This is a genomic window from Citrobacter sp. R56, from assembly GCF_016811995.1.
GTDB classification, from domain to species: domain Bacteria; phylum Pseudomonadota; class Gammaproteobacteria; order Enterobacterales; family Enterobacteriaceae; genus Citrobacter_D; species Citrobacter_D enshiensis.
Window position 1 is genome coordinate 4,029,069 of record NZ_CP069159.1, and the last position, 13,158, is coordinate 4,042,226.

The 13,158-nt window shown below is 46.6% G+C and carries 7 protein-coding genes and 1 tRNA gene; 4 read left to right on the forward strand and 4 right to left on the reverse strand.

What is annotated here, in order from left to right; all coding sequences use genetic code 11:
• Window positions 1–53: 53 nt before the first annotated feature.
• Both JM656_RS19015 and JM656_RS19020 read right to left on the reverse strand, forming a co-directional pair.
• The gene (locus JM656_RS19015) at window positions 54–1,412 is read right to left on the reverse strand and encodes a restriction endonuclease subunit S (protein WP_203359109.1); all 1,359 of its coding nucleotides are present in this window, start codon (window positions 1,410–1,412) and stop codon (window positions 54–56) included.
• A complete protein-coding gene (locus JM656_RS19020) occupies window positions 1,402–3,006 on the reverse strand; it encodes a class I SAM-dependent DNA methyltransferase (protein ID WP_203359110.1) in 1,605 nt (534 codons plus the stop codon). Before JM656_RS19020 ends, JM656_RS19015 begins: the two co-directional genes overlap by 11 nt.
• Window positions 3,007–3,637: 631 nt before the next feature.
• On the opposite strand from JM656_RS19020, the gene JM656_RS19025 reads away from it, so the two are divergent.
• A complete protein-coding gene (locus JM656_RS19025; RefSeq protein ID WP_203359111.1) occupies window positions 3,638–6,139 on the forward strand; it encodes a hypothetical protein in 2,502 nt (833 codons plus the stop codon).
• 150 nt (window positions 6,140–6,289) lie between these two features.
• Window positions 6,290–8,410: a hypothetical protein gene (locus JM656_RS19030; RefSeq protein ID WP_203359112.1), complete on the forward strand. Its 2,121-nt coding sequence runs from the start codon at window positions 6,290–6,292 to the stop codon at window positions 8,408–8,410.
• Window positions 8,411–8,689: 279 nt separating this feature from the next.
• Here JM656_RS19030 and JM656_RS19035 read toward each other — a convergent pair whose 3' ends face one another.
• Window positions 8,690–9,952 carry an integrase arm-type DNA-binding domain-containing protein gene (locus JM656_RS19035; protein ID WP_203359113.1) on the reverse strand — a complete coding sequence of 421 codons (1,263 nt, stop codon included), beginning with the start codon at window positions 9,950–9,952 and terminating at the stop codon, window positions 8,690–8,692.
• Between the two features lie 199 nt (window positions 9,953–10,151).
• Window positions 10,152–10,236 (reverse strand) — tRNA-Leu (locus JM656_RS19040).
• Window positions 10,237–10,466: 230 nt separating this feature from the next.
• On the opposite strand from JM656_RS19040, the gene JM656_RS19045 reads away from it, so the two are divergent.
• Together JM656_RS19045 and JM656_RS19050 are read left to right on the forward strand one after the other, a co-directional pair.
• Entirely contained in the window at window positions 10,467–11,486 is a 1,020-nt protein-coding gene (locus JM656_RS19045) for an NAD(P)-dependent alcohol dehydrogenase (protein WP_203359114.1), read from the forward strand.
• Window positions 11,487–11,621: 135 nt separating this feature from the next.
• On the forward strand, window positions 11,622–13,124 hold the full coding sequence (locus tag JM656_RS19050; protein WP_203359115.1) for a helicase HerA-like C-terminal domain-containing protein: 1,503 nt from the start codon (window positions 11,622–11,624) through the stop codon (window positions 13,122–13,124).
• Window positions 13,125–13,158 lie beyond the last annotated feature (34 nt).

The following is a 13,158-nucleotide window of genomic DNA, read 5'->3' on the forward strand; positions in this document are numbered from 1 at the left end:
CGAGTAGGTAATAACCGCCTCACCAAAAATAAACCATGTGGCGGTAGGACGGCTTAGGCCAATACTTCGTCTGCAGTGTCGACCTCACTATCGCTAAGACGCAGCTCACCGGAGATTAGTTTGGGGAGTAGAGTGTCGCGGAGATTGGTCAGTGTCATATTTTCCCTATCACATAGTTCTATGCGATGACGATAACTACCTAATACTTTTGATAGTTCTTCCAAAACTGTATTGCTGGGCGCTACACAAAGAAGACGATATGCGTTATTCCTATTTAATCCAGGTACTGCAGCATCCGTATTCATTTCTTCTAGACCAAGAGTTTTGAGCAGCTCATAACAATAAAATAATGTAAAGCCAGCTTTTGGTTTCACATAAAAGACAGTATCAATAGGATGGAAATTTTTAGACTCCCAGTAAATAGAACCAACAGTTCCTTTACGCCCAACAACGATCCCCGGGCCATCAACCAAACTGCTTATATGTGTACCATCTATACCACCGGAACCATATACGGGATAATCCCCATTAATGCGTTCGGATTTTTTCAATGCCTTGCCATATGCAAGTTCTAATATTTCATCAAGGCGCTTAACGTCCCACCCCTCCGGCACCCAGCCACCAAGGCCAAGTGAAGCCTCAGAACTTTCCTCAAAAGCTGCAGGGAATAGCTGGCGGATATCCTCCGGCAAGGGTTTGAAGTCGGCAATTTCCCGCACCGCTTTGCGGGCCTCAGCGCGGCGCAGCAACTCATCAGAGAATTCTAAATCCTGCTCGAAAAAGCCTACATCCAACGCGTTATCAATCACGGGATCAAAATCCACAAACCATGATTTAAACAGCGCTTGTGCCATTTGCTCTAGGGTTTGGTTGATTTGGCGGTTGAGGGTGATTTTGTTATCTAGCGGCGTAAGATTAGCAACAATTTCTTTTTGTATTTCAATTGAAGGTATTGGGATCGGTAAAGCTTTAATAGTTGCAATGTTGGTATAGCCCTGAACTGAACCACCTTTAAATTTCTCTAAGATGCTTTTGAATGAGACACTTGATATATAGTAATACAGATACTCTGGTAGCAATTTGCTTTGTTCAGGACGTAGTATTGCAATGGAACTTGAAATCCCAAAATAATCTGTTTCCTTATAGAGATAACAATTACCTAAAGTCCCAATAATACCCATCAATACATCACCAACTTGCAACTTTCTCTGTGCTTTTTTTGTATTAGTGAATAATTTTGAAAAGCATGACTCAGAGATGTGATCAAAACTATCAAGTTTTAATTTTCCGTCACTAATATTTTTTGATGTTAAATACATTACACCTGATACTTGCCGCTCAACTTTTGCATGAGCACCATCAGTGATGTAACAAACATCTCCAAGAGTCATTAATGTTGTTTCATTTCCCATACCCCAGCGCCTCCATATTGGTACGTATCGCCTGATCCAGCGTTGCCGCTTCATCCAACTGTCGATAAAGAGTTTGGGCCAGCTCCTGCATCTTGGTTTCAAAAGCAATCCCATCATCCTCAATATCAGCAGCCCCGACATAGCGGCCCGGAGTCAGCACAAAGTCGTTGGCCTTTATCTCGTCAAGAGTGGCAACCTTACAGAAACCGGCCTGATCCTGATATTGCTCGACACCGATCTCCTTGGCCTCAATGCGACGCTTGAGTTCGCTCTCGCTACTGCGCCAGGCGTGGAAGATATCAGCGATGGTGGCGATATCCTCTTTAGTCAGCTCTTTTTGGGTACGGCTCACCATAGTGCCAATATTGCGGGCATCAATAAATAAGGTCTCGCCGCGACGATCGCGGTAACCATATTGAGGATTGGCTTGTTTACTTTTGCTGATAAACCACAGACAAACCGGGATCTGGGTGGTGAAGAACAGCTGCCCCGGCAAGGCAATCATGCATTCGATACGGTCATCTTCAATCAGCTTTTGGCGGATCTCTCCTTCGCCGCTGGTATTCGAGCTCATGGAGCCATTGGCCAGCACAAAGCCCGCAGTGCCGTCTTCGCTTAACTTGGAGAGCATATGCAAAATCCAGGCATAGTTAGCGTTGCCGGTAGGAGGCGTGCGAAAACCCGCAAAGCGCGGATCGTTGGTAAGCTCCGCCTCATTGCGCCAATCCTTCAGGTTAAAAGGTGGATTGGCCATGATGAAATCAGCCTTAAGATCCGGATGCTGATCGGCAAAAAAAGTATCAGCCGGACGCTCTCCCAGATTGCCGGAAAGCCCACGCACCGCCAAGTTCATCTTGGCCAGCTTATAAGTGGTACTGGTCAGCTCCTGGCCGTAAATAGCGATGTCTTTACTCTTACCTTGATGGCTTTCAACAAATTTGAGGGACTGCACAAACATACCGCCTGAGCCGCAGCAGGGGTCGTAGATCTTGCCCTGATAAGGTTCAAGCATTTCAGCCAGCAGGGTCACTACTGCTTTGGGGGTGTAGAACTCGCCACCACCTTTGCCTTCGCTTGCTGCAAACTTGCCAAGGAAATATTCGTAGACGCGGCCTACTAGGTCCTCTTCGGTCAGATCGCATTCGTTGGCGAGAGTGTCGATGTTCTCAATACTATCGATGAGAGAAGCGAGCCTTTTCACCTCTAATCCCTGACGGGAGAAGTAGTTATCCGGCAGGGCGCCGGTCAGCGATGCATTACATTTCTCTATAGTAGAAAGGGCCGTGTCGATAATCACCGCGATGTCATCTTGCTTCGCGCGGGCTTTGACATAAGACCAGCGGGCTTCTGGTGGCAGGAAGAAGACGTTGTCCTGCTGATAGAAGACATCCATATCGACAAAGGCTTCCTGGCCGTTGTCAATTAACTGCTTACGCTTGGCTTCGAACTTGTCGCTGATAAATTTCAGGAATACCAGGCTCAACACTACGTGCTTGTATTCGGAGGATTCCACGCTGCCACGCAGCTGGTTGGCAGTATCCCAAAGGGTCTCTTCGAAGCCTTTACCAGCTTTCTTATTTGGTGATTTAGCCATGTAAATATGTTCTCTTTTTCTTATGAAAAATAGCCGGAATTCCACGTTTTAAAGGTGAAGGTTTGACGAGTGGAAACCCCGTCATGGGTTAATCTCTAAGCGGGCATCCGACAATGTATGCAAAGTGATATTGACCGGGATTATCTCATAAAATCAGCCTGACTTAATTGCTCCTAGCCAAAATGGATGCAAGTTTGATGTCATCACCGATTAGCAGGCAACCGATCGCTCGCAACCAGCACCTATAAACAGGGGAATTGATGGCTTGCACAAAACTAGTTGTAAAACAGCTTGTCGCAGTGTTGGTGTACCAGGTTGTAACTGGCCGAATTCAAGATTAGATATAACCGTCGATAAGTAATGTCGGTATGTTGGTTCTGGCTACGAATATGATCCAATCATATCCCTTGTGCAGGCAGCTTTGTGCAAGAAGCAGGCACCATTGGCTAAGAGATGTATCTGATCATGAGGGCAGATAATACCCCCAATTATTCATACAACATCATTCGTAGACAGTTTTCAAACGGTAGATAAATCAAAGTAGAATGTTGGTAAACGTTCAATTGCGCGGTGCCTGACAAATGGTTATGCGACTTCAAGGTGATCGCCCTACACTCCTACAGGAAGAATTATGGACCACATCAGCGCCATTGTAACGCTACGACCAATTCGATTCGCATTCCTAGTAAAACCCAGCGACAATCAGCGATTACTGGAAATCTTCCAAATAAACACCTGCCTGTGGGGCGGCAAATTTAACCCTATCATTCCCATTTTTGGCCATGTCCCCAAATGGTGGAATAGGGATGACTACAAACCAGAGAGCGCCTTGCAGATCGTAAATGGCTATCTTGATGCTTTCGAACCTGATTTCCTCGTAGAAGCTGAGTCTGGGCTGGCTACAGGGCTAGACTATGATCCAGACCGAGTACTTCAACTGTCTGACATGCTTAGACGAGCCGAAGAACCGCGGGGCGGAGCGGGTCTTGATGTCTTCGATTTATACAAAGATCTGTACAAGAAACAATTTCAATTCGTACGTAGACATTCTCACAATATTGTAGATGTCATACCTCAGACGAAAGCATTTACGTCGTTCTGTGCTTGCCTTTTCGGGAGTTTTCCTGAGGCCGATGATCTTGAATATTTTGGTCAAGGTTTCCGCGATGCTTTTGATCCCAAACAGGTCGAACTTACCGCAGAAGCACTAACTGAACTGTACAAAGATGGATTTAATTCAGCATTACAGATTGGTCACTCGAATATTGATATTAATTATCATGACCATGCGAACCCAACGATCTTCGTCATGGATGCACAAGACTCACGCGATCTCATCGACTTCTGGAATCTTCGTGCAGTAAGGAGGAATGTACGCCCCATTCCAGTTCAATGGCTCGACGTACTTTCCGAGTGCTGTAGAGAATACATTGAGCATTGCCATCGACCACTTCCAGGAAATTTACACGGCGCAATGACCAATGCTACCGTGTTGTTTGCAAGGTCGATCCCTTCTGCAGACATCGAACAACTATACGCAGACCATTTGCAGGTAAATCGTGCTGGAGCAAATGTCCGACAAGATTGGTACCCACCAATTTGGCGTCCGACACCACGTTTTATGGTTCCTAGTACACGACCCACTCTCTCTGCAGCAGAAAAAACATTCGACACGCAAGCTAATGGTGATCGAACCGAACTTCGCTTCGACAATCTCCATCCAGATTTCGCTGAGAGATATGGCATCAGCGACGTTCGTTGGGCAAACATCGTGAAACTTAATAACTGGTCAAATACAGGGCGAGTCGCAACCGTCTTTCCCAATGATTACCGGTCACCTAAGTTCCCTCGCTTCCAGTCGATACAGGAAAAAATCTTGCCTACGACAGAAGGTTTTGTTGTTTTTTGCCGTTACAAAAATACGTCCGACCTCTGGCGTCTAAGCGATGGAACAACTTCTATCAGTGAGTGGCTAAAAACCAATGGAATCGACAGCCAGGTCTCCGATGCAGGACAAGCCACACAGCAAATTGTTAACACACTCGGCGGTTTCTGGGGCGTTAGCAGCTTTGCACATGAAGAGATCGTGAAGCTTCTAAATAAAATTTCGCGGAGACCAATCTCACCCTCGATTCAACACCAAGAATTTCAGAATAAGATTAAAAACGCGGTGAAGGGTGACATTTGGCGAAATAAAAACGCAGAAACTTTAGTTGAAGGTGGTGCTGTTGAACTTGGCCTGGAGTTGAAGTGTTCAAAATGCTCTACGTGGGGATGGCACGCGCTTCGCGAACTGGATCATGAAATAGCATGCAGTCTTTGTCTAAATAAGTTCCACTTTCCAAAGATCGACCCAACTTCGAGCCAGTTGTCCCGATGGGCCTACAGGCTGATAGGTCCGTTTGCACTTCCTGATTACGCTCGTGGGGGATATGCCGCATCACTCACGTTAAGATTTTTTGCTAACACATTTGGAAATCATAATACCAGTGTGACATGGTCAACCGGTCAAATACTGACGTTGGCTCCAAAACAACGCGTTGAAGCTGATCTCATACTTTGGTATCAACGCAAAATCCGCAATGGATTGGATCACCACGCAGAACTCGTATTTGGAGAGGCCAAAAGCTTCAGAGGCGAGAATTCTGAAGAGAAAAATGCAGTAGCTGATGCATTTGAAGTAGAAGATGTAGAAAGAATGAAACAACTTGCTATCCGCTTTCCCGGTGCTATTCTCGTTTTTGCAACTATGAAGCAGGCCGGAGACCTTTCCCCAGCAGAGATTAAGCGGATTGCAAAACTTGCTGCCTGGGGGCGTGAATACATTCACGATCGCCAGCAAACAAGGGCTCCCGTGATACTATTAACTGGTCTAGAGCTGTTTGCACCATATTCGCTTTCTGAAGCGTGGAGTAGTGCAGGTGGTCGCCAGGCCGAAATGCGAAATGAGCACCGCGGATATACAGATGACCTCCGTATTCTAGCCGATATGACCCAGCAGCTGTACCTTAACATGCCGTCACATAGCGAGTGGTTGCAAGCAAAGTGGGAAAAGCGAAATCTGCGTCGTCAGCAAGCTGCACGTGGTGCCAAACAGTATGAGGAAGGTGATCATTCTAGCGAGGTTAGTTGAGTACATAGAGTTAATTCGACATTTTCTCTATTTTTACTTGCGGCCGCGATGTGTTGTCACGAAGACCTAACGAAGTATTGGTAGTGAATTTACTGACAATTGTTGCTAATCTGACCACGTACATAATTTCTCTGAAAGAGTTAGGAAAAAATGAGAAACCCAAACGCAAACCTCCTAGGTATGCTTAGGCTTATACCAGCCTCAAAGAACACGCTAGCTCCAGTTTTTGAGGCAATAACTAACTCTTTAGAGTCTATCCTCGAAAAAAAAAGCACTAAAAAACAATACATCAGTGTGAATTTTCATTTCAACGATATTGACGAAGAAAAGAAGCACCTCGATCGTATAGTTATTTCTGATACTGGTGTTGGATTTAACAGCGTTTCTTTTGAAAGATTTGGCGCAATACTAGATAATTCTAAAGGCTATCATAATAGAGGTACTGGGCGTTTACAGTTCTTACACCGTTTCTCTCAACTTAGTATAGTTAGTCAATATGTAGAAAAGAATGAGAGCTATATTCGAACTTTCAAAAGCAGTAATGAGAATTTCATCTTTGATGAGCGGCTGGTGCCGTCGAATTCTGAGGAATCTCTGACAACAATAACTTTGCAAGGGTTTAAGTCACAGAAAAAAGATGATGAATATTTCAGTTCGTTGACACTGAAAAAATTTGAGTCTCTTATTAAATCTCAATATGCTTTGCGTGTGTATTTGGAAAAGCAGAAAGATATCACATTCCCTGATTTAAAGCTTCAATTTGAATATTCTGTGTCTTCAGAATCAGAAACAGTTTGCTTGACTCCCGATCTCTTCCCTGAACCTTGTCAATCCGGACTGTTTACAGTTCCTTACTCCTACCCACGACAAAATGACAAGGCAAAAAATGGTGTTGACTGGATTTGCGATTCAGGTAAAGAACCAGAAATGTTTAAGTGGCTGGTATTTGAGTTTGACGCTGAATCAATAGAAAGTCACGGGGCATTTCTTTGCAGTAAAGATATCCCAGTCGAACACATTAAGAATCCTATTGTAAATAATGCCAATGGGTTGAATGGTAAGAAAAAAATTGCAGCATTTTATGGTGATTACTTAGATCGCCCAGAAAATGTAAATGACGCTGTAGATTCTTTTATAATCAAATCTAAATCAGAGGTTAATCAGATTTCTTCTTCTTTATTTTATGATGATTCATATGTGTATATGGATGATATTAAAAAAGAGGTTGGGATTCAGCTAGATAGCATTTATGAGGAACTTGTAGACGCAAAGGAAGCAACCAGCAAAAGAGTGATGATGCTCGCTCGAGAACTCGGTGTATCAGCAAAGGTTGCTGACATTGTCAAAGGCCGAGTAAAGCTGAATGCACCAGATGAAGTGATAATTAAATCTCTACATGTTGAATTGGCCAATATTATCGCAGATAAGAGTAATAAAACTAGAACTATCATTAAACAACTAGATAAACTAAATCCTGCAGCTGATAATTATCAAGCACAAATCGAGTCAAAATCAAAAGAAATTTCTCTACTTGTTGATGAGCAAAATAAGGAAGAACTTTCTAAGTACGTTGTTCGCAGAGAGATTATTACAACGCTGCTGGACAAAATATTATCAAACAAGCTTGACATTCAAAATGAAGAACTACCTTCAGGGAAAAGAAAAGATAGAGAGGGGATTATTCATGACTTATTTTTTAAAAGAAAAACTAATAGTGAGATTAATGACCTTTGGGTTCTTGATGAAGAATTTCTTTATTATCAAGGGTTTTCTGAAATAGAGTTGAGTAAAATAACTTTACCTGATGGGACTCCTCTTCTTCGACGAGAAGCGTATGAAGTTATGGCAAAAGAAGGGTTTAAGCCCAATCAGAGACCTGATGTTTACCTTTATGCTGGAGAAGGTAAGTGTATTTTGCTTGAATTTAAGGCTCAAGACGTTGACCTTTCTGATTACCTGCAACAAATGCCTAAATATTGCAATCTATTGGCAAATTACGCAAATGTTAAGCTGGAAAAGTTCTATTGTTATTTGATTGGTGAAAAAATATCGCCAATTTCATCTTTGAACGATTATGAGCAATCAGTCACAGGAAGTTGGTACAGGGATTCTATTCCAGTGAGAAGTGCCGACTTAACTAACAGGCAAACTATTGCAAATATTCGAATGGAAATATTAAAGTTGTCTGATATTTCAAAGAGAGCCAGATTGAGAAATGTTAGCTTTGCCCAAAAACTGGGGCTCCAAAAAATACTTTCAAGCTCTGATTGATTTGGAGTCTTTATAAGAGATGTCGCTCATAACTGTCAGAGAGTAGTGCTGGGGTTGATTTGTGCCAATTAATGATTGGCTCACATAATAGTGAGCCAATCATTAGGCGTGTAAACATACCTCTTTTAGTCCTACACACTTTTTGAAATCCCTGACTGATTGATCCCTTACAAATATCGATGCCAAGTTAAATCAGAGCTCTTCTTTTTTCGGCCGGTATTGGAAGTGATTCGGGGCATTGTGGATATATGCTGTTTTGTTGATAAATAGATAACCCAGTTATTTTTTCAAAAAATGTTTCCCAAAATCAAACGGACTAACCCCCTTATCCCGATTCGCATCCAGATAATCCGCCCACCACTGCACCATTAGCCTGCGCTCCCCAAGATGCTCGGCCTTATGAATATAAGCCGCACGCACAGAGTTACGTTCCTGGTGACTCATCTGCCGTTCTACTGCATCCTTCGACCACAATCCTGATTCAATCAACGAACTGCATGCCATAGTTCTGAAACCATGCCCGCAAACCTCAGACTTCGTATCGTAGCCCATCACACGCAGAGCCTTGTTAACCGTGTTCTCACTCATCGGCTTACGCGGATCGTGATCACCAACGAAGATCAGCTCTCGGTTTCCACTCATGCTTTTGATTTTTTCAAGAATGATCAGAGCCTGGTGGGATAAAGGAACAAGATGAGGGGTCCGCATTTTCGATCCTCGATGTGAATGCTTCACACCTTCCAATGGCTCGCGTTCTCCCGGAATCGTCCACATTGCAGTGTCAAAATCGACTTCTGACCAGCGTGCAAAACGCAGTTCACTAGATCGAATAAAGACCAACAAAGTCAGCTCCACAGCTAAGCGTGTTAGTGGTCTGCCAGTATATGTGTCGATACGATGAAGTAGTTCAGGAATACGATTAAGTTCTAGCGCAGCGCGATGTTGCCGTTTTGCTGTAGCAACCGCTCCAGCGATCTCTTGTGCGGGGTTGTAATCGATTAAACCACTTTGCACGGCAAATCGCATAATTGCTGTAGTTCGTTGCTGTAAACGCGCAGCCACCTCAAGACGTCCAGACATCTCTACGGCTTTGATGGGAATAAGTAAATCTCTGGTTTTTAGTTCGGCGATATTTCGCTTACCAATCGCATCGAACAGATTATCTTCCAGACTTTTAAGAACACGGCCACTATGCGACTCAGACCACTTTTGATTGCTGGCGTGCCAGTCTCTGGCAACAGATTCAAATGTGATGACCTCTTTAGCCTGTTCTTCTTTTACTGCACGCTTATGCTCACGAGGATCGACACCGGCAGCAACAAGCCTCCTGGCCTCTTCCCTCTTTTGACGAGCATCCGCCAGGGATGTTTCAGGATAAACCCCAAAAGCCATCAGGTGTTGCTTACCACCGAAGCGGAAACGGAAGCGCCAGTATTTGGAGCCGTTAGGGTGTATCAGCAAAAACATGCCATCGCCATCTACAAGCGAGTATTCCTTTGCTTCAGGTTTTGCCGAACGCACCTTGGTATCAGTCAGGGCCATGATGGTATTCCTTCCATATGCTGCCGTGAGTATATAAGCATTATCGAACCAGCATATATACTCGGTTCTATACTCACAAGCATGTTGATGTGGGGTAACTCAGATTGATGTCGGTTGACTGAAAAGCGGGGCAAAGCCTTGCGGGGACTGGATTTTAGACATAAAAAAAGACCTCAGTTGAGGTCTATTTACATACTGTTGGTGCCGAAGGCCGGACTCGAACCGGCACGTATTTCTACGGTTGATTTTGAATCAACTGCGTCTACCGATTTCGCCACTTCGGCACTGAAGAGGTATGCGGAAAACGTTGTGGATTATACCTGTCGCACGCCACCATGCAAGCGGCAGCGTGTGCCTCACTCGCTAAGTGTTGAAATTTTCAGCATTACGCACTTTAAAAGTAGTATTCATCACATTTCGCCCTCTCCTCTAGCGCCTTAAGCCCTCCCTCTGCGAAGCACCTCTGCCGACCATGCTCTACACTTCTTGTTCAACGCCCACCGAGGGAAACACGATGTCCATTATAAAAAGCTATGCCGCAAAAGAGGCGGGTAGCGAACTCGAACTTTATGAATATGATGCCGGTGAACTCAGGCCGGAAGATGTTGAGGTGCAGGTCGACTACTGCGGTATCTGCCATTCCGATCTTTCCATGATCGACAACGAATGGGGATTCTCTCAGTATCCGCTGGTTGCCGGGCATGAAGTGATTGGCCGCGTGGCGGCGCTCGGCAGTGCGGCGCAGGAAAAAGGGTTGAAAGTTGGTCAGCGCGTGGGCGTTGGCTGGACGGCGCGCAGCTGTGGGCATTGCGATGCATGTATCAGCGGTAATCAGATTAACTGCCTGGAAGGAGCCGTACCCACCATTCTCAACCGTGGCGGTTTTTCCGAGAAACTGCGGGCAGACTGGCAGTGGGTGATCCCGCTTCCGGAGAGCATTGATATTGAGTCCGCTGGTCCTCTGTTATGCGGCGGTATTACGGTCTTTAAACCTCTGCTGATGCACCACATCACCGCGACCAGTCGCGTGGGGGTGATCGGCATCGGTGGTCTTGGGCACATAGCTATTAAGCTACTGCACGCGATGGGCTGTGAAGTGACCGCATTCAGCTCGAATCCGTCAAAAGAGCAGGAAGTGCTGGCTATGGGGGCTGATAAAGTAGTGAACAGCCGCGATCCAGACGCGTTAAATGCGCTGGCTGGCCAGTTTGATCTCATTATCAACACCGTTAATGTCGATCTCGACTGGCAGCCCTACTTTGAAGCGCTGGCCTATGGCGGCCATTTCCACACCGTCGGCGCAGTGATGAAACCGCTGCCGGTTCCGGCGTTTACATTGATTGCTGGCGATCGCAGCATCTCCGGTTCGGCGACCGGTACGCCCTATGAGCTGCGCAAGCTGATGAAATTTGCCGGACGCAGCAAGGTCTCGCCGACGACAGAGTTGTTCCCAATGTCGCAAATCAACGAAGCCATCCAGCACGTTCGCGACGGCAAAGCGCGTTACCGCGTGGTACTGAAAGCCGACTTCTGATCCCCTCTTCCGGGTGGCGTTTGCCGCCCGTTTATCCCTGCCTCTTCGGAATCCGCTTCGCAAAGTCAGGAATTTCGCGATGTGGAACGCCCGGTGGTTGCCTATACTCCAGGCAGGATAAATGGAGGAAATCTCATGAGCGCACCCTTATTAATTGCCCGCACGCCAGAAACCGAGCTGTTCTTACTGCCAGGCATGGCGAACCGTCACGGGCTGATTACCGGCGCGACGGGGACGGGTAAAACTGTCACGTTGCAAAAGCTGGCCGAGTCGCTGTCGGAAATCGGCATTCCGGTGTTTATGGCGGATGTGAAAGGCGATCTGACGGGCGTGGCTAAAGAGGGCGTAGCCTCGGAAAAACTGCTTACCCGGCTAAAAAACATCGGTATCGCCGACTGGCAGCCCCACGCCAATCCAGTGGTGGTGTGGGATATTTTCGGCGAAAAAGGCCATCCGGTGCGGGCGACCATCTCCGATCTCGGGCCGCTACTGCTCGCGCGCCTGCTGAACCTGAACGAGGTCCAGTCCGGCGTCCTTGATATTATCTTTCGTATTGCCGATGACCAGGGATTGTTGCTGCTGGATTTCAAAGACCTGCGGGCCATTACCCAATACATTGGCGATAACGCCAAATCCTTCCAGAATCAGTACGGCAATATCAGTAGCGCCTCGGTGGGGGCGATACAACGTGGCCTGCTGACCCTCGAGCAACAGGGCGCGACCCACTTCTTTGGCGAGCCCATGCTGGAGATCACCGACTGGATGCGCGTCGACGCAAACGGCAAAGGGATTATCAATATCCTCAGCGCAGAAAAACTTTACCAGATGCCAAAACTGTATGCAGCCAGCCTGCTGTGGATGCTCTCCGAACTTTACGAGCAACTGCCGGAAGCGGGCGATCTGGAGAAGCCGAAGCTGGTGTTCTTCTTCGACGAGGCGCATCTGTTGTTCAACGACGCGCCACAGGTGCTGTTGGATAAAATCGAACAGGTTATCCGCCTGATCCGTTCAAAAGGCGTTGGCGTCTGGTTCGTCTCGCAGAACCCGTCCGACATACCCGACAACGTGCTCGGGCAGTTGGGTAACCGTGTGCAGCATGCTCTGCGCGCCTTCACGCCGAAAGATCAGAAAGCGGTGAAAACCGCAGCGCAGACGATGCGGGCAAACCCGGCATTTGATACCGAAAAAGCCATTCAGGAGCTGGGTACTGGCGAAGCGCTAATCTCGTTTCTTGATGCTAAAGGCAGTCCGTCGGTGGTGGAACGCGCAATGGTCATTGCGCCCTGCTCGCGAATGGGGCCACTCACCGACGATGAACGCAATGGGTTAATTAATCACTCAGCCCTGTACGGTAAGTATGAGGAAGAGGTGGATAGCGAATCCGCTTACGAGAGGCTGCAAAAAGGTGTACAGGCCAGCACAGAACAGCAGAACAACCCAACGGTGAAAGGCAAAGAGGTCGCGGTTGACGAGGGTATTCTCGGTGGGTTGAAAGACATTCTGTTTGGCAGTACCGGGCCACGCGGCGGTAAACGTGATGGTGTCGTACAGAGTGTTGCCAAAAGCGCAGCCCGTCAGGTAACCAATCAAATTATACGCGGGATGTTGGGCAGCTTACTGGGCGGGAGAAAACGCTAAGGTGAGACAAGTGCCCTCCCGTGTCACGGGAGGG